At 36.2% G+C, this 25,751-nt stretch carries 25 protein-coding genes; 11 read left to right on the top strand and 14 right to left on the bottom strand.

What is annotated here, in order from left to right:
• Positions 1-205 precede the first annotated feature (205 nt).
• The 4 genes from CSC80_RS00530 to CSC80_RS19305 form a co-directional block, all read right to left on the bottom strand.
• Entirely contained in the window at positions 206-430 is a 225-nt protein-coding gene (locus tag CSC80_RS00530; protein ID WP_027064442.1) for a DUF2795 domain-containing protein, read from the bottom strand.
• 134 nt (positions 431-564) lie between these two features.
• The gene (locus tag CSC80_RS00525) at positions 565-1,140 is read right to left on the bottom strand and encodes a cob(I)yrinic acid a,c-diamide adenosyltransferase (RefSeq protein ID WP_071341645.1); all 576 of its coding nucleotides are present in this window, start codon (positions 1,138-1,140) and stop codon (positions 565-567) included.
• A 77-nt stretch (positions 1,141-1,217) separates the two neighbouring features.
• Entirely contained in the window at positions 1,218-1,364 is a 147-nt protein-coding gene (locus CSC80_RS19380) for a hypothetical protein (RefSeq protein ID WP_180268563.1), read from the bottom strand.
• Between the two features lie 30 nt (positions 1,365-1,394).
• Positions 1,395-1,703, bottom strand: coding sequence for a hypothetical protein (locus CSC80_RS19305; protein ID WP_143751705.1), 309 nt, complete (start codon positions 1,701-1,703; stop codon positions 1,395-1,397).
• 116 nt (positions 1,704-1,819) lie between these two features.
• On the opposite strand from CSC80_RS19305, the gene CSC80_RS19375 reads away from it, so the two are divergent.
• Positions 1,820-1,984 carry a hypothetical protein gene (locus CSC80_RS19375; protein ID WP_180268562.1) on the top strand — a complete coding sequence of 55 codons (165 nt, stop codon included), beginning with the start codon at positions 1,820-1,822 and terminating at the stop codon, positions 1,982-1,984.
• 49 nt (positions 1,985-2,033) lie between these two features.
• Here CSC80_RS19375 and CSC80_RS00515 read toward each other — a convergent pair whose 3' ends face one another.
• From CSC80_RS00515 to CSC80_RS00495, 5 genes are all read right to left on the bottom strand, one after another.
• Positions 2,034-2,294 (bottom strand): hypothetical protein, encoded by a 261-nt coding sequence (locus tag CSC80_RS00515; protein WP_099189022.1) that lies wholly within the window; start codon positions 2,292-2,294, stop codon positions 2,034-2,036.
• A gap of 365 nt (positions 2,295-2,659) precedes the next feature.
• Positions 2,660-2,920, bottom strand: a complete 261-nt coding sequence (locus CSC80_RS00510) for a hypothetical protein (protein WP_099189020.1) — start codon at positions 2,918-2,920, stop codon at positions 2,660-2,662.
• A gap of 153 nt (positions 2,921-3,073) precedes the next feature.
• Positions 3,074-4,945, bottom strand: coding sequence for an ABC-F family ATP-binding cassette domain-containing protein (locus tag CSC80_RS00505; RefSeq protein WP_099189018.1), 1,872 nt, complete (start codon positions 4,943-4,945; stop codon positions 3,074-3,076).
• 17 nt (positions 4,946-4,962) lie between these two features.
• Entirely contained in the window at positions 4,963-6,147 is a 1,185-nt protein-coding gene (locus tag CSC80_RS00500; protein ID WP_099189016.1) for a DUF4105 domain-containing protein, read from the bottom strand.
• Between the two features lie 168 nt (positions 6,148-6,315).
• Positions 6,316-9,768: a pyruvate carboxylase gene (locus tag CSC80_RS00495; protein ID WP_099189014.1), complete on the bottom strand. Its 3,453-nt coding sequence runs from the start codon at positions 9,766-9,768 to the stop codon at positions 6,316-6,318.
• A 396-nt stretch (positions 9,769-10,164) separates the two neighbouring features.
• On the opposite strand from CSC80_RS00495, the gene CSC80_RS00490 reads away from it, so the two are divergent.
• From CSC80_RS00490 to CSC80_RS00465, 6 genes are read left to right on the top strand one after another with little or no spacing between them, the layout of a single operon-like run.
• Entirely contained in the window at positions 10,165-10,902 is a 738-nt protein-coding gene (locus CSC80_RS00490; protein WP_099189012.1) for a CDP-alcohol phosphatidyltransferase family protein, read from the top strand.
• 25 nt (positions 10,903-10,927) lie between these two features.
• Complete coding sequence (locus CSC80_RS00485; RefSeq protein ID WP_058103472.1) at positions 10,928-11,443, top strand: DinB family protein; 516 nt, start codon at positions 10,928-10,930, stop codon at positions 11,441-11,443.
• A gap of 26 nt (positions 11,444-11,469) precedes the next feature.
• The gene (locus CSC80_RS00480; RefSeq protein ID WP_099189010.1) at positions 11,470-12,531 is read left to right on the top strand and encodes an NAD(P)/FAD-dependent oxidoreductase; all 1,062 of its coding nucleotides are present in this window, start codon (positions 11,470-11,472) and stop codon (positions 12,529-12,531) included.
• Positions 12,532-12,541: 10 nt separating this feature from the next.
• A complete protein-coding gene (locus tag CSC80_RS00475) occupies positions 12,542-13,486 on the top strand; it encodes a tRNA-dihydrouridine synthase family protein (RefSeq protein WP_099189008.1) in 945 nt (314 codons plus the stop codon).
• Positions 13,487-13,525: 39 nt separating this feature from the next.
• Positions 13,526-14,035 carry a hypothetical protein gene (locus CSC80_RS00470; protein WP_099189006.1) on the top strand — a complete coding sequence of 170 codons (510 nt, stop codon included), beginning with the start codon at positions 13,526-13,528 and terminating at the stop codon, positions 14,033-14,035.
• Positions 14,036-14,094: 59 nt separating this feature from the next.
• On the top strand, positions 14,095-16,275 hold the full coding sequence (locus tag CSC80_RS00465; protein WP_099189004.1) for a radical SAM protein: 2,181 nt from the start codon (positions 14,095-14,097) through the stop codon (positions 16,273-16,275).
• A 51-nt stretch (positions 16,276-16,326) separates the two neighbouring features.
• Here CSC80_RS00465 and CSC80_RS00460 read toward each other — a convergent pair whose 3' ends face one another.
• The gene (locus CSC80_RS00460) at positions 16,327-18,024 is read right to left on the bottom strand and encodes an alkaline phosphatase D family protein (RefSeq protein ID WP_099189002.1); all 1,698 of its coding nucleotides are present in this window, start codon (positions 18,022-18,024) and stop codon (positions 16,327-16,329) included.
• 130 nt (positions 18,025-18,154) lie between these two features.
• Here CSC80_RS00460 and CSC80_RS00455 point away from each other — a divergent pair, with 130 nt between their 5' ends.
• Genes CSC80_RS00455 through CSC80_RS00445 form a run of 3 tightly spaced genes read left to right on the top strand, consistent with a single transcriptional unit; the run spans position 18,155 to position 20,308 of the window.
• Positions 18,155-18,670 (top strand): GyrI-like domain-containing protein, encoded by a 516-nt coding sequence (locus CSC80_RS00455; RefSeq protein WP_236973293.1) that lies wholly within the window; start codon positions 18,155-18,157, stop codon positions 18,668-18,670.
• Positions 18,667-19,941, top strand: coding sequence for an MFS transporter (locus tag CSC80_RS00450; protein ID WP_099188998.1), 1,275 nt, complete (start codon positions 18,667-18,669; stop codon positions 19,939-19,941). The genes CSC80_RS00455 and CSC80_RS00450 overlap by 4 nt, the downstream gene beginning before the upstream one ends.
• A complete protein-coding gene (locus tag CSC80_RS00445) occupies positions 19,928-20,308 on the top strand; it encodes a DUF4345 domain-containing protein (RefSeq protein WP_180268561.1) in 381 nt (126 codons plus the stop codon). Before CSC80_RS00450 ends, CSC80_RS00445 begins: the two co-directional genes overlap by 14 nt.
• A gap of 9 nt (positions 20,309-20,317) precedes the next feature.
• Here the strand turns inward: CSC80_RS00445 and lptB are convergent, their stop codons facing one another.
• Genes lptB through CSC80_RS00425 form a run of 4 tightly spaced genes read right to left on the bottom strand, consistent with a single transcriptional unit; the run spans position 20,318 to position 23,281 of the window.
• Positions 20,318-21,058 carry an LPS export ABC transporter ATP-binding protein gene (lptB, locus tag CSC80_RS00440; protein ID WP_058103464.1) on the bottom strand — a complete coding sequence of 247 codons (741 nt, stop codon included), beginning with the start codon at positions 21,056-21,058 and terminating at the stop codon, positions 20,318-20,320.
• 51 nt (positions 21,059-21,109) lie between these two features.
• Positions 21,110-21,460 carry a carboxymuconolactone decarboxylase family protein gene (locus CSC80_RS00435; RefSeq protein WP_058103463.1) on the bottom strand — a complete coding sequence of 117 codons (351 nt, stop codon included), beginning with the start codon at positions 21,458-21,460 and terminating at the stop codon, positions 21,110-21,112.
• The gene (tatC, locus tag CSC80_RS00430) at positions 21,444-22,304 is read right to left on the bottom strand and encodes a twin-arginine translocase subunit TatC (protein WP_074672843.1); all 861 of its coding nucleotides are present in this window, start codon (positions 22,302-22,304) and stop codon (positions 21,444-21,446) included. The genes CSC80_RS00435 and tatC overlap by 17 nt, the downstream gene beginning before the upstream one ends.
• Positions 22,304-23,281 carry a KpsF/GutQ family sugar-phosphate isomerase gene (locus tag CSC80_RS00425; protein WP_236973292.1) on the bottom strand — a complete coding sequence of 326 codons (978 nt, stop codon included), beginning with the start codon at positions 23,279-23,281 and terminating at the stop codon, positions 22,304-22,306. Before CSC80_RS00425 ends, tatC begins: the two co-directional genes overlap by 1 nt.
• A 174-nt stretch (positions 23,282-23,455) precedes the next feature.
• On the opposite strand from CSC80_RS00425, the gene recQ reads away from it, so the two are divergent.
• Positions 23,456-25,666, top strand: a complete 2,211-nt coding sequence (recQ, locus tag CSC80_RS00420) for a DNA helicase RecQ (protein ID WP_236973291.1) — start codon at positions 23,456-23,458, stop codon at positions 25,664-25,666.
• The last annotated feature ends 85 nt before the right edge of the window (positions 25,667-25,751 follow it).

Here is a 25,751-nt window from a genome sequence, read left to right as displayed (position 1 = left end):
CTATTAGAATTGAAACTTTCTTACTTGTTATTAAGCAAGAATATATTTCAAAATGTTTTAGAGCCGATAAATATTTTCGACACTATAAAAGAACAAAAGGTATTCCAGTCTTGATTTTTGAACGGATTTACCTAAAAACATGTCAAAATTACATAAAAAAAAAGCCTCCAAGGAGACTTTTTAGTAGTAATTATGATATCGAATATTAATATTCGTCCTCGTTCCAGAGGTAGTCTTCTTCCGTAGGATAGTCCGGCCAAATTTCTTCTATAGATTCGTATATCTCGCCACCTTCTTCTTCCATAGACTGTAAATTTTCTACGACTTCTAATGGGGCTCCAGTTCTGATGGAGTAATCTATTAACTCATCTTTACTTGCCGGCCAAGGTGCATCACTTAAATAAGATGCTAATTCTAATGTCCAATACATAGTAATTGTTTGATTTTAATTTTTTGCAAAAGTAATTTTTAAATTGAGACAGCAAAGAAATTACGTGTAAATTTCAAGTAATCGCAATATTTTTTTCGCATTTGTTTATTGATAACGAATAAATTACGGAATTATTAGTCCTTTTTATTTGGGATCCATTTTATTTCATTCGCCTGTAGATTATACGACAATTTTCGTGCCAATACAAATAGATAATCAGAAAGTCTATTTAAAAATGATAGCACATTGATATCAAATGGTTCTGTTTGAAATAATAATGTAGCTATTCTTTCAGCTCTTCTACAAACGGTTCTTGCTATATGACAGTATGACACTGTTGTATGGCCACCAGGAAGAATAAAATGTGTCATTTGTGGAAGTTGCCCATCCATTTCATCAATAGCTTGTTCTAAATAATTGATTTCAGTGTGCCCAACTTTGGTGATTTTTAATCTTTCTTCGCCGTTTTTAAGCAATTCTTTTTCTGGATCTGTGGCCAAAATGGCACCTACGGTGAATAAATGTTCTTGTATGACTATTAGTTGCTGCTGGTGAACTTCATCTATTTGTTGATCTCTAATGAGTCCAAGCCATGAGTTTAGTTCATCTACCGTACCATAACTATCAATTCTAATGTGGTGCTTTGGTACACGAGTGCCACCAAAAAGACCCGTAGTACCGTCATCACCTGTTTTGGTATATACTTTCATTTTGTAGTTTATGGAATTAGGGTATAGATGAGTTAATTTGTAAGCTAAGATTAAGCAAAGGACTTAAGATTAGTTAGCTAATCTTCTTTTTTGGTTTTACGCTCATAATCTCCCATAAATTTTCTTGACTTACGGGTGCTAGATTTGCCTTTGTTAGTTATGCGTATGGCTATATAAATAGCAAATACAACTCCTAAAACTATATATATGGTATTACTTTGCATTGAAATTTACTTTAGTTTAAAATTACTTGTTTAAATCCGTATTTTAAAATGTTCCTTTACTTGTTCCTTTCTAAAGAAAACAATGCCACAATAAAAGAGGTCTAGTGTAATGCGAACATGCTCCATTTCTTTGAATTGTTTCCACTTTTTTAAATTTTGTGGGTTTTTATGAATTCCTTCTAAAAGTAGCATGGTATCATTAGAAAGGTCATTCACTTTAAAATCGGGCTTATTTATATCGGTTATATCGCCAAAGACAACAGCTGCATTGCTATCAACAATAGATATATTTGGACAATTCGTAATTATTTTTTCTTCGGATGATTTACTGGTGTTCAATAAATGAATAGTTCTATAATCAAAATAGTGAACACTTTTAACTAATACTTTTAGTGTGATAGGAAGTTTGGTTTTTGTTTTCTTGTACAGACATTTGGTGACATAATTATATACAAATGGAGAATGCACACCATGCTGATTGGTGGCAGAACAAAGAAACTTTAAATAAGAAATTAAGCGGTACACGTATTACTTTTTCAATTTTGCCAAAAGTAAGAATAGTGATTCAACTTATTATTTATACGGTAAGAATAATATGTGTTGAAAGTAGGTTATGGTAAGAAATGGGGTAAGTATAAGATCGGGGCGAAAAGGAAAATTAATGATGTATTAAGAAAGTTTAGCTCTGTTCAATTTAGTAGTGAATTTTAAAGCCTTGATTACTCTGTTGTTTTTGTTCTTGTACAATCTTGCAACTTCAATCGTGTTTTCAGTGTCAATAGTTGGTACGGTAATATCATTGATTTCAATTGTTTGAACCATCTCTATTTGTGCAGTTTCGATTTCCAAAGAAACATTCTCATTGTTAGCTTGAGCCTGAGCGAAGAAACATGTGAAAAAAAGAGCGGTTAAAAGAATAATTGATTTCATAATATTTGTTTTACACTGCTAAAGTACAGGCAAGCACAAACATATTTTGCCGCTCGTCGTCGGTTACCATTTAACTATAGACGAATGGTAAATTGGCTTCGTTTATTATTTTTGGACAAGATGAAAATTCAATTGGAAATCAGGTGTAGTAATATCCTCAATAGCCGTAGGTATTGGTGTTGATAGCTTTAGTTTTTAAAAAAGCTAGTTATTGATAGAAGGTATGATATACAGTTGAATGTTTATTTGAGTTTGAGTTTGAGTTTGATTTTGAGACTTGAACTTGAGATCGTATTTAAAAAGTAGGTTTTGGTAAGAAATGGGGTAGGTATAAGATTGGGGCGAAAAGGAAAATTAATGATGTATTAAGAAAGTTTAGTTCTGTTCAATTTAGTAGTGAATTTCAAAGCCTTGATTACTCTGTTGTTTTTGTTCTTGTACAATCTTGCAACTTCAATCGTGTTTTCAGTTTCAATAGTTGGTACGGTAATTTCATTGATTTCAATTGTTTGAACCATCTCTACTTGTGCAGTTTCAATTTCCAAAGAAACATTTTCATTGTTAGCTTGAGCCTGAGCGAAGAAACATGTGAAAAAAAGAGCGGTTAAAAGAATAATTGATTTCATAATATTTGTTTTACACTGCTAAAGTACAGGCAAGCACAAACATATTTTGCCGCTCATAGTCGGGCGACATTTAACTATAGACGAATGGTAAAAACCATTCGTCTATTATTTTAATCAATAAAATAAATGTGAGTTTTATTGCTAAAACAAAGGTTAGCCTTCAATTAGTGCAGAAAGCTCAAACCATCTTTCGGTCTTACTGTCTATGGCATCGGTAATGTCGTTCAACTCAATAGATAAGTTCTTAATGTCATCACCACTCAATGATCCATCGGTGAATTTTTCTTGAAGCGCTACTTTAGATTTTTCCAATTTCTGAATCTCTCTTTCTAGCTTTTTAAATTCTTGCTGTTCAGCATATGAGATTTTTGTACCTGTATCGGCTTCTTTCCAATTGGTCTTATTGTTAGGCTGTGATTCTTTCTGCTCTCTTTTTTCTTGTATTTGACTGTCTTCGTATGTACGATAGTCAGAATAGTTGCCAGGGAAATCCTCTATGACAGCATCGCCCCTAAATACAAATAAATGATCTACGATCTTATCCATAAAGTAACGATCGTGCGATACTACCATTAAACAGCCTTGAAAATCCATTAAAAAACTTTCCAGTACGTTCAAGGTAACAATATCCAAATCGTTGGTTGGCTCATCTAAAATTAGAAAATTAGGGTTTTGTATCAATATGGTACATAAGTACAAGCGCTTACGTTCTCCACCACTTAGTTTATCTACAAAATCATATTGCTTTTTCCTGTCGAACAGAAAGCGTTCCAATAACTGCTGTGCAGAAATTTGTTTTCCTTTCATTAAAGGTATGTAGTCACCAAATTCACGAATGACGTCTATAACCTTTTGGCCTTCTTTTATTTTTATCCCTTTTTGGGTGTAGTAACCAAACTTTATAGTGTCACCTACTACTACTTTACCGCTGTCTGGTTGATCGTGCCCACTTAGAATATTTAAAAAGGTAGATTTGCCAGTACCATTTTTACCTATAATACCTATACGCTCACCCTTTTGAAAAACATATTCAAACTTATCTAAAATAGGTTTGTTAGGAAAAGATTTAGAAATCTTATGAAGCTCAAGAATTTTACTTCCCATACGCTCCATGTTCAGTTCTAATTGAATTTGATGGTCTTTTCTTCTTTGACTTGCTTTATCTTTAATTACAGCAAAATCATCTATTCTGGATTTAGATTTTGTTGTACGTGCTTTAGGTTGTCTGCGCATCCATGCAAGTTCCTTTTTAAAAAGGAGTTCTGTTTTGTGATGCTCTACCGCTTCTTGCTCTATACGGGCCTCTTTTTTCTCTAAGTAATAGGAATAGTTTCCTTTGTAGGGATATAACTTTCCATTTTCGAGCTCTATGATTTCATTGCAAACACGTTCTAAAAAGTACCGGTCGTGTGTTACCATGAACAAAGTCATGTTTTCTTTGGCAAAAAACTCTTCTAGCCACTCGATCATTTCTAGATCTAGGTGGTTGGTAGGTTCATCCAAAACCAAAAGATCTGGCTTGTTGATCAAGGCGTTGGCCAAAGCCAATCGTTTTTTTTGTCCACCCGATAATTTATCGACCTTGGCACTTAGGTCATCTAACTTCAGTTTTGATAGAATCTGCTTATACTGAGTTTCAAAATCCCAAGCTTCAAAACGGTCCATTGCTTCAAATGCTTTTTGGTATGCATCTGCATCTTCTGGGTTTTGAAGCGCCTTTTCATAATTTTTAATGACTTCAAGAACTTCGTTGTCAGAAGCAAAAATGGTTTCCTCAATGGTCAAGTTCGGGTCCATATTGGGTTCCTGCGCAAGAAAAGATACACGGGTAGATTTACGATAGTTCACTTGACCACTATCTGGAGTGTCCGCTCCTGAAAGAATATTAAGTATAGATGTTTTTCCTGTACCGTTTTTAGCGATTAGGGCTATTTTTTGGTCTTTGTTGATCCCAAATGAGAGATTGTCAAAAAGCACCAATTCGCCATAGGATTTTGAAATATTTTCAACGGTAAGTAGATTCATATAAGGGTAACTGAATTTTATTTTTTGCGTAATTGCTTGGTCTTAAAATAATAGATCAAATATAGATAGCGAATTGCCAATGTCAATAAAACTATTATTAATAGTATAGAGAATACCTGAATTTTAAATAACCATAAAATACTGGTAATGCCTAAAAGTATAGTTAAGAAAACGGAGTAGGTAAGTACCCACTTGGGAACTGTTTTCCTTAGGAGAATAAATGAGATAAAAAGGTTAGGAGCAAATGCCCAAAGTGAATTAAAATTTGCTTTGGTAGCCAAGTGGTCTGTAGCAAACCAAAGGAACAGTATAAGTACGCCCGCTAAACCTGTGATTGTAAATAATGTAAAGTCTAACCATCTATTTCGGCGTAGGTTTTTATAATCACGGTACGTAAAATAACCTACGATTGCCAAAAGAACGCAAAGCCAAAATAAAGGGGTTGCAATGAATAGCGATTTATCTTCTTGCTCTGGTATGTCTAGTAGTATTGATTCTTTTTTAACTATAGGTTTACCGTTTAAGGTAGTATGCTTCATTTGCTCATACACATATATGGGTAGAAATAAATGCTCGTAAGGTGTCGCTGCTCTGTCAATTACAGAACCTAAAGCTAGGTCAATACCAAAATTTGACCACGAATTAGGGTTCAATTTTAAACGTATCAGTTCCCTAAATGTTAGTTGTTCTTTTAGGTGATTGTAATCAAATTTAAATGTGTTGCCCAAAGTTTTTTCAAACACCATTGGTATTCTGGTGGCACAGTTGTCAAACAAAAAGTCATATTTGTATTTTTTGTTTTCTGGTAACAAGTTATGTTCCAAGAAAGATACAATAGCGTTTCTTTGTTCAAGGTCAACATCTAATACTTGCTCCTTAACCCAACGTTTTTCTTTTTGATAGCTGTATTTAAAATACTTAAAAGGTATTCGTGAAATGGTATAGGATAATTTACCACGAGTGAAATTTAAATAGAAATTTGGGTCCTCAAAATCATAGGTGCCGTAACCATATACCTCATCTATACCCAAAGTAGGATCTTGTAAACGAATGGCACTATGTCCAAATTTAGCGGCTAAATCTTCACCCGTGCCCACTGTTAATAGGCTAATTTTAGATAAAGGCGATAACTGGGCATCTTGAGCTTGACTCCAAAAAGCAACAATACTTAAAAAGAGAAATAAAACGATTTTTTTGAACATAACCCTATTGGTACATAGCGTTTACAAAGATGCGAATAATAACAGACTTCGTAGATATTGCTTTTTTATAATTTTTTGTAAAATTATCTGTAAACAGGTTTTAAGATTGTAATGCATAAAAGCCACCTCAATGGGGTGGCTTTTACTTTAATTATATTCAGTTGGCGATTAAGAAATGGTAACGACCAAATCATCTTGCTTCACCATACTGCCTTCTTTTAAGCTTACTGATTGTACTTTGCCAGATTTAAATGCGGTAACCGTAGTTTCCATTTTCATAGCTTCAATAACGAATAGAGGATCGTTCTCTTTTACTTCTTGACCTTTTTTTACCAATACTTTGTACAAAGAGCCTTGTAACGGTGCACCAATTTGATCATCGTTTGCTGGATCTATCTTTTCGTTTTCTTCAATTTTAAGATTTAAAGAGGTATCTAAAACATCTACAAATCTGTTTTCACCGTTTACTTGAAAGAACACGGTTCTCATTCCTAACTCGTTTGGTATACCTACAGATAATAATCTAATAATTACAGTTTTGCCCGGCTCTAATTCTATCAATGTTTCTTCACGCAATTTCATACCATAGAAGAAATGCTTTGTAGGTACCAATGCTAGGTTGCCATACAGCTTGTAGTTCTCATGTGCTTTTTTAAACACTTTTGGATATAGGGTGTACGATAGAAAATCCTCCATTTCTATGGCTCTTGTAAAACCTTTTTGAAACTTCTTCTTAAAGGCTTTGAATTCTTTATCAAAATCCGTTGGCGCCAAATGGGCATTTGGTCTGTTCGTGTATGGCTTTTTGTTTTTCAGAATAATCTTTTGAAGCTTTTTAGGGAATCCGCCAACGGGCTGACCCAGATCTCCCATAAAGAAACTGATAACAGAATCTGGGAAAGATATTTCTTCGCCCCGCGTCATTACATCTTCAGTAGTAAGCTCATTGGTTACCATAAAAATGGCCATGTCACCCACAACTTTTGAGCTAGGTGTTACTTTGATTAGGTTTCCAAAGAGTTTATTGACATCAGCGTACATTTTCTTTACTTCATCAAATCTGTCACCTAATCCTAATGCTGTTGCTTGCGGACGTAAGTTTGAGTATTGACCCCCTGGAATTTCATGACCGTATACTTCTGCAGTACCAGATTTTAGTCCAGATTCAAACGGGTAATACAACTCTCTTGTATCTTCCCAATAATTAGAAAACTGGTTCAGCTTCGGCATATCGAATTCATGAGCCCTTGGTTGACCCTTCATCATTTCAACTACCGAATTAAAGTTGGGCTGTGATGTCAATCCAGATAAGCCGCCCAAGGCAACATCCACAACATCTACACCTGCCTCAATTGCTTTTAAGTACGTTGTTGTCTGTAATGAAGAAGTATCGTGCGTATGTAAATGAATTGGCACGTTTACAGTGTCTTTTAACGCGGTTACCAATTCTGTAGCGGCATAGGGTTTTAAAAGCCCCGCCATATCCTTGATGGCGATCATATGCGCACCGGCATTTTCTAGGTCTTTTGCCAGCTGTGTGTAATATTTTAGGTTGTACTTGGTTTCGTTGATATCTAAAATATCACCCGTATAACTTAATGCGGCCTCGGCAATACCACCGGTTTTATTACGAACATAATTAATACTTGGCTCCATGGCCTTTACCCAATTGAGCGAATCGAATATTCGGAAAATATCAACTCCATTTTCCCAAGATTTCTCTACGAATTTTTCTATTAAATTATCTGGGTATGCTTTATAACCTACTCCGTTTGATCCTCTAAGAAGCATTTGAAATAAAATATTAGGTACAGCTTTGCGTAGCTCTCTTAATCGTGTCCACGGACTCTCATGTAAAAATCGCATACTTACATCAAAAGTTGCCCCGCCCCAAACTTCCATACTAAAGGTGTTTGGGTGGTTTTTGGCATAACTCTCTGCAACGCGCAACATGTCATAGGTACGCATTCTAGTTGCCAATAGAGATTGATGCGCATCGCGCATAGTGGTATCTGTGTAATGAATTTTCTTTTCATCCATTAACCAAGCACAAAATTTCTCTGGACCCATTTCGGTCAGCATATCTTTTGTTCCCTTTGGATGCGCTTCTAACGGATTGAATTTTGGAACCTTTGCATTTCTAAAGACCTTGTTATCATCAATATACTTTACATCAGAATTACCGTTCACAATAACTTCCGCCAAAAAGTTCACCACCTTTGAGGTTCTATCCTGTGGTAGTTTAATATCAAATAGGGCAGGAGTGTTCTGTATAAAATTAACGGTTACCTTACCTTCTTTGAAAGTAGGATGCTGTATTACATTCTGAAGGAAATGTATGTTGGTCTCTACGCCTCTAATTCTAAATTCTTTTAACGCACGAACCATTTTACGGGTGGCACCGTCAAGTGTTCTGCCGTGCGAGGAAACTTTCACCAGCATGGAATCAAAAAACGGACTCACCTGATATCCTTGATAAATACTACCGGCATCTAAACGAATTCCCATACCAGAGGCACTACGGTACGTGGTTACCGTACCATAATCCGGGGTAAAATTGTTGCCCGGATCTTCGGTGGTCAATCTACACTGTAAGGCAAAGCCATAAGTGGCAATGGTTTCTTGACCGTATATTTTGATTTGCTGACTATCTAATTTATAATTGCCGGCAACGAAAATTTGTGTTTTTACCAAATCTATACCGGTTACCATTTCTGTAACCGTATGTTCTACCTGTATTCTTGGGTTCACCTCAATAAAATAGATATTGTCATTGGGATCCACCAAAAACTCTACGGTTCCAATATTGTTATAGTTAACTTCTTTGGCAATGTCAACGGCATATTTATAAAGGTTTTGTTTTACTTCTTCGCTAACGTTATGGGAAGGTGCGATCTCTACCACTTTTTGGTGACGGCGTTGAACGGAACAATCGCGTTCGTGTAAGTGGCGAATATTTCCATGGTTATCTGCTACGATCTGTACCTCTATATGTTTAGGGTCTTCCACATATTTCTCAAGAAACATGGTGTCGTCTCCAAATGCATTGAGGGCTTCATTTCTAGCAGAATCAAAATTCATTTCTAGATCTTCATCTTTTCTAATAATGCGCATACCACGACCGCCACCACCAGATGCAGCCTTAAGCATAACAGGGTAGCCAATTGTAGCGGCTTCTGACAAGGCAATTTTTAAAGAAGTCAATTTCTTTTTATTGCTTTCAATGATAGGAACGTTACATTTTACGGCTACTTTCTTGGCAGTAATCTTATCGCCCAAGGCATCCATCACTTTTGGGTCAGGACCTATAAAGATGATGTCATTGGCAGCACATTGTCTTGCAAATTCAGAGTTTTCAGAAAGAAATCCGTAGCCTGGGTGTATGGCATCTACATTTTTAGCCTTTGCCAATGCTATAATCTGTGGAATATCCAAATAAGGTTTTAATGGCTGATTGTCCTCACCGATTTGGTAAGATTCATCGGCTTTGTTACGGTGTTGAGAATAGCGGTCTTCATAAGTGTAAATGGCAACCGTTTTAATGTTCAGCTCGGTACAGGCACGTAATACACGTATGGCTATCTCACTTCGGTTAGCTACTAAAACCTTTTTAATTTTCATTTTTTGACAATATTTTTATGGTTAGTGTTATGATGTATTCGTGTTATAAAAATCTATTTTTTGTTGATTATTGTTACATTGGTCATAATTTAAACTTAATATTTTAACTAAACAATACTATGCATGCATAATATTTTTCATATCCCTATTATTTTGTGATATGTTATAGTGGAAGTTAGTTTTTATTCTGATGGGGTGGGTGTAAATAAAAGTAAAACAGTTATTTAGGTGTTGATTTGAACTGGTTTTAGGTTTGGAGAAAATAAAGAATGCTGATGTTGCTATAGTATTTTTATGTTGAAAATCTTTACCACCATTTAATTATATTATTTTAGAGCAAATATTGTTAAAGGGGCATGCCAATCTTGCTCCTTTTTTGACCTTAGGCGAAGTATTATGAAAAGACATATTCCAAATTTTATTACTCTTTTAAACGTTTTCTGCGGTTGTGTGGCATCGGTTTTTGCCGTTTTGAATAAATTGGAAATTGCCGCAATTTTTGTGGCTCTGGGTATATTCTTCGATTTTTTTGACGGATTGGCAGCACGTGTTCTCGATGTAAAAAGTGAATTAGGCCTTCAGTTAGATTCTTTGGCCGATATGATCACAAGTGGTTTGGTACCGGGTATTGTAATGTTTCAGTTGTTGGCAATGTCGCAGACAAGTGGTTGGGGAGATGGTTCTCACTTTTTTCTAGAAAGTGGTACCATTACATTTCAGCATTTATTGCCTTTTTTCGGATTTGTAATTACAATGGCTTCAGGTTATAGATTGGCTAAGTTCAATATTGATGAAAACCAGACCTCTTCCTTTATTGGTTTGCCTACTCCGGCCAATGCTTTGTTAATTCTTTCGTTACCGCTTATATTAATGTATCAAAACAATGAATTGTTAAACGGTATTATTCTCAATCAATGGTTCTTAATAATTTTGACATTGGTAAGCGCCTATTTGTTGAATGCCAATTTGCCCTTGTTCGCATTAAAATTTAAGAATACCAGTTTTAAGGATAATGCCATGCGTTATATCTTTTTAATTATTAGCCTGGTGCTTATTGTAACCATGAAATTTATGGCCATCCCTTTAATTATTATATTCTATGTAGTAAGTTCAGTAGTACAAGAGAGACTTTAATACTGTACATTTAGGAAAGATAACTATGGAGAATGAAGAATATGAGTTTTGGTTAAGTGGACCAATTGAAGGTGTGCCAGATTTGTTACAGCCTGCCGCACATGCACTTTTACAATCAGAACGAGAGTTAAAAAAGTATACTGCTGATTTCCCTAAAGAATTATTATGGGCTAAAACGGAAGGTAGGGCTTCCGTAGGTTTTCATATGAACCATGTGACGGGAGTATTAGATCGCATGTTGACCTACGCTAAAGGTGAATCGTTATCAGATGAACAATTTACTTTTTTGAAACAAGAAGGGACTTTTAATCTTAATACAGAGGTAATCTATTTGCAAGAGCAATTTTCTGCTAAAGTAGAAGAGGCTATTGGGTATTTTAAAACCGTTCCAGAAAATTCACTTACCGAAGAAAGAACTGTTGGTAGAAAAAAATTACCGACAACCGTTATAGGTTTATTGTTTCATGCAGCGGAGCATAGCCAAAGACATATTGGTCAGTTATTGGTTACTGTAAGTGCATTACAAGCCGATATTTCATAAACTTTTAATTTCCATTTTTTATTAGCATGAATACAACGATAGTAATTATCGGCGCAGGATTATCTGGTTTGTTAACTGCGTACCGTCTACAAGAACTTGGTTTTAATGTAAAGGTATTAGAAGCTAGAAGTCGTATTGGAGGAAGAATACATACCGTGGAATCCAATAAAACCAAAGTTGAAATGGGTGCCACTTGGTTTAATGACGGCCATTATCATTTATTGGATGTTATAGAAGAGTTCAATGTTCCCTATTTTGAACAATTCATGACCGGTATATCTTATTTTCAAACATTTTCAAATGTGCCACCTCAAGAAATTGCTGTCCCTAGTGATAGCCCTAGTTATCGTTTTAAGAATGGTACGGTAGATTTAATAAATGCAATTTTCTCTAAACTTGCGCCAGAAACGGTTTTGTTGAACGAAAAAGTAGATAAAGTTATTTTTGAGAAAGATAAAGCCAAAGTGGTTACTAAATCTCATACGTTGGTTACCGATGTCGTTATTTCAACATTGCCCCCTGCAGTTTTAATTGATCAAATTGATTTTTCTCCGTCATTGCCAAATGAGTTGCAAACCATTGCAGAGCACACGCATACATGGATGCAAGATTCCATCAAAGTCGCATTAACCTATAAAAAGCCATTTTGGAGAGCGCAGGGAAAATCGGGCACTATATTTAGTAATGTTGGTCCTTTAACGGAGTTTTATGATCAGTCTAATGTAGAAAACAATTCATTTGCCCTGGTTGGTTTTGCATCGGGTAGTTGTGCCCGTTTTACTAAAGAACAACGTATAGAAAAAATTGAAGCGCAATTAAAAATGGTTTTTGGTGATGATGCTTTACACTATGAGGCGTATCATGAAACGGCTTGGTTTAATGAAGAATTTACAAAATCGGACATGCAGGCAGACCATTTGTTTCCACATCAAAATGGAGGTCATACTGTATTTTCTACACCTCTAAATGGTAATAAATTGTTTATTTCTGGTGCAGAAACTTCAAAACATCACTCAGGTTACATGGAAGGCGCTATTTTTGCAGCTGAATCTGTTGTTGCAAAACTCAAGAAACTGCACAACAAGTAGCCACTTTTAAATGTCAGTCACCTTACTATCTTCACCTTTACAAGGCTTTACCGATTTTAGGTTTCGTAATGCGTTTCATAAATATTTTGGAGGTATAGATACTTTTTATGCGCCATACATTAGACTGAACGGTAAAATGGTCATCAAAAATTCGTATCAGAAAGATTTACAACCTGATAATAACACTACTCTAGAGGTAATACCGCAGGTAATGACGGGCGATGCCGATGAGTTTTTATTTGTGATTAAGTATATTCAAAGTTTAGGTTATAAGGAACTTAACTGGAACTTAGGTTGCCCTTACCCAATGGTAACAAAGCAAGGTATGGGAAGCGGACTCATTTGTAATCCTGAGAAAATTGACCATATTTTGAAACGTGCGCATGAAGAAACAGATGTAGTGGTTTCCATGAAAATGAGAATGGGCTATGAGCACGCAGAAGAGATTTTAGATGTTTTTCCAATTCTAGATAAGTATCCGTTAAAGAATATTGCCATTCATGCGCGTATAGGAAAGCAGCTGTATAAAGGCGGTGTAGATTTAGATGCTTTTCAGAAATGTATAGATGGTACCAAACACAAACTCTACTATAATGGAGATATTACCACTGTAGCTAAGTTTAAAGAAATGAAAGAGCGCTTTCCTAGCATAGACCATTTTATGATGGGCAGGGGTTTGATCGCTGACCCATTTCTGCCTAGTATGATCAAGAACAATACCACCGAATATCCAAAAGACCGTTGGAAGATTTTTTCAGATTTTCACGATACAATCTATCAGCAATATGATGAGGCTTTATCAGGACCAACGCCTATAAAAATGAAAATGAGGGGCTTTTGGGAGTATTTTGCACTGTCTACTTCTAATCCGCATAAAGCTTTTAAAAAAATAAAAAAAGCCAACAATCCTAGGGCTTATCAACAAGCGGTGCGTGAGATATTGAATAAAGAGTGAGATTTTTCTTATATTGTAAGATATTACAAATAACTTATTATGAAAAATAAAACCACCAAATTTTTATTAAAAGTAGTAATGTTTTTTCCAATTTGTTTTGGAGTAATGCTATGGTTTGATAAGTTTGATTTTAATGACTGGGAATTTCAAATTATTGTAGGGTTTGTTGGGGCATTTGGTATAACTTTTTGGCAACTATTTGATTATGAAAAATATAGTGAGATTTCATATGAAGATTTTCTTGAATCTAAGCATAGTTTATGTTTGGAAAATAGCGAAGAAAACTGGCGTCAACTTAATGAATTAATTGAAAATCCTTTAGTAGAATCAGAAATTATAGAAAGAACAGATGTTAAGCTGAAATTTCAATTAGAACGAAGATATTCAGATTCAATTCTAACGGTACAAAGAACGTCAGATGCTATTATAGTTAGTATTGAAAAAAAGTTCTTTTCCTTTTTGCCTGATCGTGCAGATAATTACCGAACTATACAAAAGATTGCAAAAAGTAGCCAGCAAACCCAGAGCATACCAACAAGCGGTGCGTGAGATATTGAATAATGAGTAGCGTAACCATTATCTTTGCTACCTTGTTCTAAAAATCGCTAGTGAAAGACCTTCTTTTAATAACACCGCCCTTTACTCAATTAAACACTCCGTATCCGGCAACGGCATACATAAAGGGTTTTTTGAACACAAAGGATATTTCTTCTTACCAGTCAGATTTAGGGATTGAGGTTATTTTATCACTCTTCAATAAAAATACATTTCAGCAGCTGTTTGCAATGGCTTTTGAGGCAGATGCTATTGTAACTGAGAATACCCAAAGAATATATGCACTTCGTCATGAGTACTTAAAAACCTTAGATGCGGTTATTCTATTTCTACAAGGTAAAAATGATACTTTGGCTAGGCAGTTATGTACCGATAGTTTTTTGCCAAAAGCTTCTAGATTTCAACAATTGGATGATTTGGAATGGGCATTTGGGAATATGGGTATGCAAGATAAAGCCAAGCATTTGGCAACTCTGTATCTGGAGGATCTTTCAGATTTTATAGTAGAATGTATAGATCCCAATTTTGGTTTTAGTAGATATGCAGAACGGCTTGGGCGCAGTGCCAATTCTTTTGATGAGCTATATGGTCATTTGGGTGATGACCCAACTTTCATTGATGAATTAACTCTAAATATTTTAAAAAAGCAATTAGAGGATCACACACCCAAATTGGTTTGTTTTTCGGTACCCTTTCCAGGGAACTTATATAGCGCCTTTCGTTGTGCCCAATTTATAAAGACTAATTATCCTGATGTGAAAATAGCCATGGGTGGCGGATTTCCAAATACAGAATTGCGCAGCCTTACCGATGTTCGGGTGTTTGAATTTTTTGATTTTATAACTTTGGATGATGGTGAACTCCCGTTAGAATTGGTACATCAATATATAGTTCATGGAAAAGGGGAGTTAAAGCGTGCTTTTGTCTTAGAGGATGGTAAAGTCGTTTATAAGAATAATAGTTTAAGGCAAGATTATAAGCAGCAAGATGTGGGTACACCAGATTATGCTGATCTGCAATTAGAGAATTATATTTCGGTCATTGAAATTACCAACCCAATGCATAGTCTGTGGAGCGATGGTCGTTGGAACAAGCTTACCATGGCTCATGGTTGTTATTGGGGTAAATGTACCTTTTGCGATATTTCTTTAGATTATATTAAAATCTACGAGCCGGTTGCCGCAAGTATGCTGGTAGATCGTGTAGAAACTTTAATTGCCCAAACCGGTGAATCAGGTTTTCACTTTGTTGATGAAGCGGCACCACCTTCGTTAATGAAGGCTTTTGCCTTAGAGGTGTTAAAACGAAATTTGACCATTACTTGGTGGACGAATATTCGTTTTGAAAAGAATTTTACCCAAGATTTATGTTATCTATTAAAAGCATCGGGCTGTATTGCGGTCTCTGGTGGTTTGGAAGTGGCTTCTGACCGGCTTTTAAAACTGATAGATAAAGGCGTAACGGTAGCGCAAGTAGCACAGGTTACTAGAAATTTCACCGAAGCGAACATCATGGTGCATTCGTATTTAATGTATGGCTACCCAACGCAGACCGTTCAAGAAACGGTAGATAGTTTAGAAATGGTAAGGCAGTTGTTTGAGCTGGGAATTATACAATCTGGCTTTTGGCACCAATTTGCATTAACGGCGCACAGTCCGGTTGGTTTAGATCCTGAAGAATATGGGGTAATGCCAAATTTAAAAGATATCAGCTTTGCAAACAACGATATAGATTTTAAGGATAAAACCGGTATAGATCACGGTATATTCAGCTTCGGATTAAAGAAATCGCTCTTTAATTTTATGCACGGTATCGGTTTTGATATGAGCTTACAAGAATGGTTCGATTTTGATATTCCGCAATCTACCATATCACCCGATTATATTTATGATTGCCTGCAACAAGAAGTGGTCTTAAAAACAAAACCTACCGCTAAGATTGTTTTTATAGGGCAAATGCCACTAGTGCAAGAACAGGTGAAAAAGAAAAAGGGTAGGTCATGGGAGCAATTACAGTTATATTTTCATTCCACCACGGATGTATACGAAATTACGGTCGATAAAGAACAGGGTGAGTGGCTATTGGATAATTTAGAGAAAATAAGTCCAACCAATAAACCAATTACCTTTGCCCAATTAAAGAAAGATTTTGAAATGCAATTTGAGGATTTTGAATTGTTCTGGTATTCTAAGCCTTTACTAGGCTTACAGGATCACGGGCTTTTGGTATTATAAAAAAAAGCCACAATGAATAACAAAGTGGCTTTTTTATCCATAAAAGTTAAATTACGAATAGCTATAAGTGTACCCTACCTCCGTACTATAGGACGTTGATAAAAGAGTGTCTACAAAAATCCATTCAGAAGTTACTTCAGTAGATGTAAAAGTGGTCATCATAAATCCTCTTCTAGAAGCATCAAAATAATTTAGGTTGTCTATTAAGGTTGTCATTGCTTCTTGAAAACCTGCTATTAATTCTGGGGTGACGGTTGCACCCAGGTAAGTTTCAAAACCAGGTGAGCTAACGGAAGAAGTTGCCAATTCAATGCCTACTTCAGAACCATCTGCAGCAATCAGTGTATTTTGCCAAGCGTTGTGGGTATCGCCGGCAAGTGTAACAATTTTTTTGCCGTTCAACGCTCCGTATATGATTTCACGGTCTACTGGGTAGCCGTCCCAAGCATCTAAGTTATATGGAATAACAGATGTTACCCTTGCTATTTCTTCCGGTGTCAATGTTGGGTCGTTATTAAGATGCCTAAGTTTTATGGTCACTAGTTCTGTAAGGATAGTCGCAAAATTGGGTGAGCCAAAAGCAGTTAGTAATTCTGCCGGCACGTTCATTTTACCCATAAGCACTTGTTGCCCCAGTACCTGCCATTTTGCAGAACTGTTACCGATTTCTGAAATGACCCAATCTCTTTGTTCCGTACCTAAAATAGAACGGTTAGGGTCTGATAATGCTGTTTGGAATGCAACAGCGTCAAAACCGGTTGCAGTAAAATAATCTGTGATGCTTAATTGTTTGTCCCTGCCAATTAAACGAGTATCCATTAACACCAGATTAACTAGGTTTCCAATATTTACAGATCTGTAGATAAGGCTATTATCATCTGCAGAAATTCTTGAGAATGGTAAAAACTCGCTGTATGCTTGTAAGGCATTTTGCTTTCTTACTTCAAATCTACCTTCGGTAGCTTCATCATGGTTTTCAGCACCTTCTTTATAGGTGTCATTGGCAATTTCGTGATCGTCCCAAACACAGATAAAAGGCTTTTTTTGGTGCGCCAATTGTAAGGATGTATCCGATCTATATTGTTTGTATCGGGTGCGGTAGTCATCCAATGAAATAATCTCTCCCTCTGGTTCATGAGAACGATTTAAAAATGCATTTTCTGCTGTTGAGCCATATCCTCCGGCACCATACTCATAAAAGTAGTCTCCTAAATGAACAATGATATCTGCATCGGAATTTGCCATTGCATCGTACGCATTGAACAAACCTGCTTGGTAGTTAGAACATGAACAAACTGCTAACTTGGCTTGCGTAGCATCGGTTGGTAGTGTAATGGTTTCACCAACCACGGAAATGGAATTATCAGAAGTACTTATGAATCTATAATATAATTTTTGATCAGCTTCTAGCTCGGTCAATTCAATGGCCAAAGTATTGTCCCTATAGGTTTCAGTTGTTATTTTTCCGGTTCTTAATATGCTACTAAAATCCGATTGCGTAGAAACTTCCCAGATAATTTCAACATTTGCCGTGGTATAACGTGTCCATATGATTACACCAGAATTACTTGGGTCAAAACTGGCAACCCCATAACTAAAGTTTTGTACAGTTAATTGAGATTCGTCATATTCAACTTGTACATTGTCATCTTCGCTACAGCTTATAATGTTTGGGGCTAAAATTATTCCCCCGGAAGCCATTAAGGTTTTTTGAATAAAATTTCTTCTGGTGTTTTTCGTCTTTTTCATCTGGTAAATTAGTTTCCTCAAAATTGTTTTAATTCCGATCAATCTATGTTAGTTGAACTTTATGTTTGTGTTATTGAAACTATCGGTAACAATAATGACCTAAGGTCAGTTGGTTTTATAACTGTTCTATATGAATTTCTTAAGTTTGGAGAATAGCTGTAGAAATATGATTCCTAAGATTATTACCCTTAAAGAAAAAAAGTTGATAGGATTATCTGTTGAAATGAGTTTGTTAGATAATAAAACCCCTCAACTTTGGAAAACGTTTAGGCAACTTAGTAAGGAAGTGGATCATAGGGCGTCTGAAGATTTTATATCACTGCAACAATATCCTAGCCATTATTTTGAACGATTTAGCGCTGGTAGCGAATTTGTAAAGTGGGCTTGTGTTGAGGTTGATGAAGTGGATCATATTCCCGAAGGCATGAACATGTTGCTATTGGAAACTGGCTTATATGCCGTATTTCATTATACAGGAAGTGCACAAAACGCACCTGCTTTCTTTCAATATATTTATGGGGAATGGATTCCTAACTCAGAATATCAATTAGATGGTCGCCCACATTTTGAAGTGCTTGGAGCAAAATATAAAAACAACGATCCCAACTCAGAAGAAGAAGTTTGGATTCCTATAAAAGTAAAATGAAACAACCTGAAAAAGCACCCTGGTACTATCTCTTATTATTGATATTGGCTGGGGAAAGTGTCTTTATTTTGCCGTTTGTGCTACAACGTGTTTTTAGACCTACTGTTTTAAAGGTTTTTGAACTCGATAATGTTTCTTTGGGTCTGTGCTTTTCGGTGTACGGTTTTGTAGCGTTGGTCTCATATGTGCTTGGTGGTCCGTTAGCAGATAAATATCAACCAAGAAAGTTAATAGCCATTGCACTTTGGATGACTGCAATGGGCGGTTTGGTATTCGCTACTTTTCCTAATTATGCTACATTACAGGTTCTTTACGGATTTTGGGGCTTTACTACCATATTTCTCTTTTGGTCTCCCATGATAAAGGCTACCCGTGTTTGGGGCGGTATAAATTCTCAAGGCAGGGCATTCGGGTTTTTAGATGGTGGTAGGGGCTTGGTAGGAGCCTTGTTCGGTACACTTGGGGTAGTGGTGTTTTCTTATTTTATGACGACGGATTTGGAAGTCGCTAGTTTGGAAGAGAGCCGTTTTGCTTTTAGATATGTTATTTTAACTTCTGCAGGTATTGTTGCCGTAGTGGGTGTTTTGGTATGGTTGTTCATGAAATTACCTGCAGATCAGGAAAAAGAAATTGTCATTGATCGTATTACAGCTTCGCAGATTAAAGAGGTGCTGCGGTTGCCATCGGTTCAATTGTTAATGGTCATTATTCTATGTGCCTATGTTGGCTATAAGATTACGGATATTTTTTCGCTGTATGCTCAAGATGTAATGTTGCTTAATGAAGTTGCCTCAGCGGAAGTTGGTACTGTTTTGTTATTTGCAAGACCGGCAGTAGGGGTGTTGATCGGTATTGTTGCAGATCGATCTAGACCTAGTTTGTTTTTGTTCATAGGTTTTGTAATAGCCTTCTTTGGTTCTTTGATTTTTGCTCTAGGAGTAGTTGAAAATGTTTCTTATGCTATGTTCATATTTTCGATTATGATTGTGGCGCTTGGTGTTTACGCCATACGTTCACTGTATTTCGCGGTTATGCAAAGTGGTAGAATCCCTTTGGTTTTAACGGGTACCGCTGTGGGTATTATCTCATTGGTAGGCTATACTCCAGATATTTTTGCCGGACCCGCAATGGGGTACTTATTAGATGCATCACCGGGTTTAAAAGGGCATCAACATGTATTTTGGATGTTGGCTATATTTTCTTTTGTGGGCGGATTGGCGGCTTTTAGATATTTTCAACTTTATGGTAAACGGTTTTATGGTAATTCCTAAAAATCTTAATCTTTTACTTTCAGCTGTAATCGTCATTATTGCAGGTTTGGTGTATGGCGCCTATCCTACTTTTGTTATGCCAGAACTTTTGGGTTTTCAGGTGGTAGATTTAGAATTGAAGAACATGCTACGTGCCGTAATGGGAATTTATATGGGAGTTGGCCTATATTGGTTATTTGGTGCTTTAAATCCTAAATTTTGGTACGGGGCAACGGTCTGCAATGTCCTTTTTATGGGAGGAATATCATTAGGAAGAATAGTAAGTACATTGTTTGACGGTGTATCCCCTTTGTTTACTCCCGCATTATTATTAGAATTGTTGTTCTTTGGCTGGGGATTACATAACCTTAAAAAGTATAAGGAATAGTTCTTGTTTTTAAAAATCTAGCTTCTTCTTACGTAGCTCAAAATTCTGCCCAAGATATACTTTACGTACCATTTCATCTGCAGCCAGATCTTCTGGAATACCGGATTTTAAAATTCCGCCTTCGAACATTAGGTAAGAACGTTCTGTAATGGCAAGTGTTTCTTGAACATTGTGATCGGTAATGAGTATACCGATGTTTTTGTTCTTTAGTTGCGCTACAATACGTTGTATGTCTTCTACGGCCACGGGGTCTACTCCTGCAAAAGGCTCGTCAAGAAGAATAAACTTTGGATCGGTAGCCAAAGCTCTTGCAATCTCAGTTCTTCTTCGCTCCCCACCAGATAACAAATCGCCACGGTTTTTTCGAATATGCCCCAGACCAAATTCCTCAATGAGCGATTCCATTTTCATGTGCTGCTCTTTCTTGCTTAATTTGGTTAGTTGTAGTACGCTGAGAATGTTCTTTTCTATACTTAGTTTTCTAAATACCGACGCTTCTTGTGCCAAGTACCCAATACCGTTTTGTGCTCTTTTGTACATGGGGAATTTGGTAATCTCCATGTCGTCTAAATAGATACTTCCGCCGTTAGGTTTGATAAGGCCAACAATCATGTAAAAGGATGTAGTTTTACCCGCACCGTTTGGTCCAAGTAGCCCTACAATCTCTCCTTGGTTTACCTCAAGGGAAATTCCTTTAACCACCCTACGGCCTCTGTAGGATTTCATAATATTGTCGGCACGTAACTTCATGTTTTCAAATCTATTGGTTATTGGTCTGCTAGAAAAGTAATTAGGGATTTTTTAACCTTCTTGGTTTTCTAATTCTTCCCAGTATTCATAAGCTCTTCTTAAATGTGGTATAACAATAGTACCGCCTACCAAAGTAGCTATACTTAAAGTTTCCATGACCTCTTCTTTAGATACACCTTCGTTGTATGAACTTTCTAAATGATATTTTACACAATCATCGCATCGTAACACCGTAGACGCCACAAGACCTAATAACTCTTTGGTTTTCACATCTAAGGCACCAGCGGCAAAAGCATTGGTGTCTAAATTGAATATACGTTTTACTATTTTATTATTATCGGCCAATAACTTATCGTTCATCTTAGAACGATACGCGTTAAATTCTTCAATTTGATTTGACATTTCTATTTGCTTTTTTTTCTTTTTCAGCTTTTTTTCTTTCTTTTCTCAATACCATAGCAGAAATATAGATACTTACTTGATATAAGATCAATACCGGTATGGCCACTATAATTTGGCTGGCAACGTCTGGCGGAGTTATTACGGCAGATAAGATCAATACGACCACCAATGCTATTTTCCTGTATTTTCTCATTATTTCTGGGGTTACCAGGCCTATTTTGGTCAAAAAGAAAATAATGATAGGTAGTTCAAATAAAACACCACAGGCAATTACAGATGCTCTAACGGTAGATATGTAAGAGGCAAGGTCAAATTCATTGGTAACCTCTGAACTTACTTGGTAGGTTCCTAAAAAGTTAATGGATAACGGAGATACCACATAATACCCGAACAATACACCTAGAAAAAATAAGAAAGATGCTATGAAAATAAAGCCTCTAGAATTTCTTCGTTCTTTTTCGTAAAGTCCCGGACTAATGAATTTCCACATTTCATAAAGAACATAAGGAAAGCCAATAATGAAACCGGCCCAGATCGATGTCCAAATATGTGCGGAAAATTGCCCGGACATTAATCTACTTTGTATGGTAAATGGTAGTTTATCGGCACAAAAAGCCGAGTCAAATCCAAAATATGTTGCGATATCACAAAATAATTTGTAGGTGGGGAAATCCATTTTTTTAGGTCCGAAAATAACCGTGTCAAAAATGAAATCTTTCATTAAAAAGGCAACACTTCCAATAATGACAACTGCCAAAACTGATCTTATTAAATGCCATCTTAATTCTTCTAAATGGTCTAGAAATGACATCTCGTTAGGAGAGGTAGTAGCTTTGGAACTCATTATAAAATACCTTCGTTTATTAAATTATGTAAATGAATAACACCAATGTAGGTATTATTATCCATGGCCAACAGTTGTGAGATTCCCTTTTTCTGCATTTGCTCTAATGCTTTTATGGCTAAAGTATTGGCAGATATTGTTTTAGGGTTGGTGGTCATGATATCTTTGGCGGTCAATCCTTTTATATTATCATACTTGTTTAGCATTCGTCTTATGTCGCCATCGGTAACAATACCAACAACTTTTTCTCCATCAAGTACGGCAGTGACCCCTAACATTTTTTTAGAAATTTCAACAATAACCTTTTTGACCTCTTCGTCTTGTTGTACAATTGGCACTTGGTTTTTGCTCACAAGGTCAGAAACTCTAAGATAAAGTCTTTTTCCCAATGATCCGCCAGGGTGATATTTGGCAAAGTCAGAACTGGTAAATCCCTTAATTTCCAATAGAACAATTGCCAGAGCATCTCCCATTACCAATTGTGCGGTAGTACTTGTTGTAGGAGCTAAACCATTGGGGCAAGCCTCTTTTTCTACATGGGTATTTAAAATGTAGTCTGCCTGCTTTGCTAAAAAAGAATCGGTATTACCGGTCATTGCAATTAATTTGTTTGTACCTCTTTTTATGAGCGGTACCAACATCTTGATTTCGGGCGTATTTCCACTGTTAGAAATGCAGATGACCACGTCATTATCTTGTACGGTTCCCAAATCTCCATGAATGGCGTCGCCTGCATGCATAAAAATTGCGGGAGTACCTGTAGAATTCAAGGTAGCTACAATTTTAGTGGCAATGATGGCACTCTTGCCAATACCAGAAATTATAACACGGCCTTTTGCCTGGATAATGCAGTTTACGATACTGGCAAAATCGTCGGTCAAAAGAGATGAAAGTTGTGCTATAGCATCACGCTCAGTTTCAATGGTTTTTTTCGCTAAGCCAATAATGGTGTCCGTTGCAATCAATCTATTATTCAAATTATGGATTGTATTCCTAAAAGAATGTATTATCTTTAAGATGACAAAATTAAACAAACTTAATTTTAAATGCCGATTATCGCATAATAATTTAGAAACGCCAAGATTGGCAAAAGATTAATTTTGTTCGCTTATAGATTTTTAAAGTAAGTAGTGTCCCCTTAAATGTAAAATGTGACAGACAGTAAAGAATTTGACAATATCGATTTACATTCCTCATTAAAAAAATATTTTGGGTTTTCTCAGTTTAAAGGACTTCAAGAAGAGGTAATTAAAAATGTTTTAAGACAGAATAATACGTTTGTAATTATGCCTACCGGCGGTGGTAAATCGCTTTGCTACCAATTACCTGCGTTAATGCAAGAAGGTACCGCAATTATTGTATCTCCACTTATTGCTTTAATGAAGAATCAAGTAGATGCCATACGTGGTGTATCTTCTGAGAACGGAATAGCACATGTGCTCAATTCATCATTGAACAAAGGTGAAATAAAACAGGTAAAGCAAGATATTACCAACGGCGTTACTAAACTTTTATATGTTGCTCCAGAGTCATTGACAAAAGAAGAGAATGTAGAGTTTTTGCGCTCGGTTACTATTTCTTTTGTAGCGGTAGACGAAGCGCATTGTATCTCTGAATGGGGGCATGATTTTAGACCTGAGTATAGAAACCTAAAATCTATTGTTGAACGTTTGGGCGATAATATTCCTATTATAGGACTTACCGCTACGGCTACACCTAAAGTGCAGGAAGACATCATAAAGAATTTAGGAATTGGTGGAGCCACTTTGTTCAAGGCATCTTTCAATAGACCCAATTTGTTTTATGAGGTACGTACCAAAACGGAGAATATTGAGGCGGATATCATCCGTTTTGTAAAACAAAATTCAGGTAAATCCGGTATTATATATTGTCTAAGCCGAAAAAAGGTAGAAGAATTGGCCCAGGTTTTACAGGTAAATGGCGTAAGTGCCGTGCCGTATCACGCCGGTTTTGATGCTAAAACTAGATCTAAATACCAAGATATGTTCTTGATGGAAGATGTAGATGTGGTTGTGGCCACTATTGCTTTTGGTATGGGTATAGACAAGCCAGATGTTCGTTTTGTTATACATCATGATATTCCTAAAAGTATAGAGAGTTATTACCAAGAAACGGGTAGGGCAGGCCGTGATGGTGGCGAAGGTCATTGTTTGGCGTATTACTCTTATAAGGATATAGAGAAGCTTGAGAAATTTATGTCCGGTAAACCGGTAGCAGAGCAAGAGATAGGAAATGCGCTGTTGCAAGAAGTTGTAGCCTATGCAGAAACCTCTATGTCTAGACGTAAGTTTATGCTTCATTATTTTGGTGAAGAATTCGACGAGGTTAACGGTGAAGGGGCAGATATGGATGACAACACCAGAAACCCAAAAGAAAAAGAAGAGGCTAAGGATGGTGTAGAAAAGCTATTAAAAGTGGTGACCGGAACTAGTGAAAAGTTTAAATCAAAGGAAATTGTAAATACCTTAAGAGGTAAGACCAATGCAATAATATCATCTCATAAAACCAATGAAAAAGAATTCTTTGGTATTGGTTCTGATAAAGATAAGGGGTATTGGATGGCCTTAATACGCCAAACATTGGTTGCGGGACTTTTGAGAAAAGAAATAGAGCAATACGGTGTACTTCATGTAACTGATAGTGGTAAGGAGTTTTTAAAGAAACCTTCTTCTTTCATGATGACCAAAGATCATGTGTACAATGCCGAAAATGATAATGCTATTGTAGGAGCTGCTAAATCTGGCGGAATTGCAGATGAGAAACTTCTAAAACAATTAAAAGATCTTAGAAAAGGTCAAGCAAAGAAATTGGGAGTACCGCCATTTGTGGTCTTTCAAGATCCCTCTTTAGAAGATATGGCTCTTAAATATCCTATTTCCCATGAAGAGTTGCTTAATGTTCATGGTGTAGGTGAAGGTAAGGCCAAAAAATACGGAAAGCCTTTTATCGCCTTTATAAATACATACGTTTCTGAAAATGAAATTATAAGGCCAGATGATCTTGTGGTAAAGAGTACCGGTGCAAATTCTGCTCTAAAATTGTATGTGATACAGAATGTTGATAGAAAATTGCCTTTATCAGATATAGCATCTGCAAAAGGACTTGAAATACCTGAGTTGATCAAGGAAATGGAACAGATCGTCTATAGTGGAACAAAGTTGAACTTAAACTATTGGATCGATGAGATTTTAGACGAAGATCAACAAGAAGAAATACATGATTATTTCTTAGAGGCCGATAGTGATAATCTTGAAGAAGCCATGACAGAGTTTGATGGCGAGTATGAGGAAGAAGAATTACGTTTGTATAGATTGAAATTTATAAGTGAGGTGGCTAATTAATGTAATTGTCGCTTATAAAATTAAAATTCCCATTGATTTTCTTTATTGAAAAACCAAAGGGAATTTTTTTCAAACCCACTTGAAA

Origin of the sequence: Maribacter sp. 6B07, from assembly GCF_002700155.1 — a bacterium.
Lineage (GTDB): Bacteria > Bacteroidota > Bacteroidia > Flavobacteriales > Flavobacteriaceae > Maribacter > Maribacter dokdonensis.
Note: the sequence above shows the minus strand (reverse complement) of the source record. Positions and strands in the feature narration are given on the sequence as shown.

Excerpts from the sequence above, each read along its gene's own strand:
- CSC80_RS00525 (WP_071341645.1), bottom strand. The coding sequence starts at position 1,140 with ATGAAAGTATATACCAAAACAGGTGATGACGGTACTACGGGTCTTTTT.
- CSC80_RS00450 (WP_099188998.1), top strand. The coding sequence starts at position 18,667 with ATGAAACAACCTGAAAAAGCACCCTGGTACTATCTCTTATTATTGATA.
- CSC80_RS00475 (WP_099189008.1), top strand. The coding sequence starts at position 12,542 with ATGTCAGTCACCTTACTATCTTCACCTTTACAAGGCTTTACCGATTTT.
- CSC80_RS00455 (WP_236973293.1), top strand. The coding sequence starts at position 18,155 with ATGAATTTCTTAAGTTTGGAGAATAGCTGTAGAAATATGATTCCTAAG.
- CSC80_RS00510 (WP_099189020.1), bottom strand. The coding sequence starts at position 2,920 with ATGAAATCAATTATTCTTTTAACCGCTCTTTTTTTCACATGTTTCTTC.
- CSC80_RS00490 (WP_099189012.1), top strand. The coding sequence starts at position 10,165 with ATGAAAAGACATATTCCAAATTTTATTACTCTTTTAAACGTTTTCTGC.
- CSC80_RS00470 (WP_099189006.1), top strand. The coding sequence starts at position 13,526 with ATGAAAAATAAAACCACCAAATTTTTATTAAAAGTAGTAATGTTTTTT.
- lptB (WP_058103464.1), bottom strand. The coding sequence starts at position 21,058 with ATGAAGTTACGTGCCGACAATATTATGAAATCCTACAGAGGCCGTAGG.
- CSC80_RS00530 (WP_027064442.1), bottom strand. The coding sequence starts at position 430 with ATGTATTGGACATTAGAATTAGCATCTTATTTAAGTGATGCACCTTGG.
- CSC80_RS00495 (WP_099189014.1), bottom strand. The coding sequence starts at position 9,768 with ATGAAAATTAAAAAGGTTTTAGTAGCTAACCGAAGTGAGATAGCCATA.
- CSC80_RS00515 (WP_099189022.1), bottom strand. The coding sequence starts at position 2,294 with ATGAAATCAATTATTCTTTTAACCGCTCTTTTTTTCACATGTTTCTTC.
- CSC80_RS19375 (WP_180268562.1), top strand. The coding sequence starts at position 1,820 with ATGGAGAATGCACACCATGCTGATTGGTGGCAGAACAAAGAAACTTTA.
- CSC80_RS00460 (WP_099189002.1), bottom strand. The coding sequence starts at position 18,024 with ATGAAAAAGACGAAAAACACCAGAAGAAATTTTATTCAAAAAACCTTA.
- CSC80_RS00435 (WP_058103463.1), bottom strand. The coding sequence starts at position 21,460 with ATGTCAAATCAAATTGAAGAATTTAACGCGTATCGTTCTAAGATGAAC.
- CSC80_RS19380 (WP_180268563.1), bottom strand. The coding sequence starts at position 1,364 with ATGCAAAGTAATACCATATATATAGTTTTAGGAGTTGTATTTGCTATT.
- CSC80_RS00445 (WP_180268561.1), top strand. The coding sequence starts at position 19,928 with ATGGTAATTCCTAAAAATCTTAATCTTTTACTTTCAGCTGTAATCGTC.
- tatC (WP_074672843.1), bottom strand. The coding sequence starts at position 22,304 with ATGAGTTCCAAAGCTACTACCTCTCCTAACGAGATGTCATTTCTAGAC.
- CSC80_RS00500 (WP_099189016.1), bottom strand. The coding sequence starts at position 6,147 with ATGTTCAAAAAAATCGTTTTATTTCTCTTTTTAAGTATTGTTGCTTTT.
- CSC80_RS00505 (WP_099189018.1), bottom strand. The coding sequence starts at position 4,945 with ATGAATCTACTTACCGTTGAAAATATTTCAAAATCCTATGGCGAATTG.
- CSC80_RS00485 (WP_058103472.1), top strand. The coding sequence starts at position 10,928 with ATGGAGAATGAAGAATATGAGTTTTGGTTAAGTGGACCAATTGAAGGT.
- CSC80_RS00480 (WP_099189010.1), top strand. The coding sequence starts at position 11,470 with ATGAATACAACGATAGTAATTATCGGCGCAGGATTATCTGGTTTGTTA.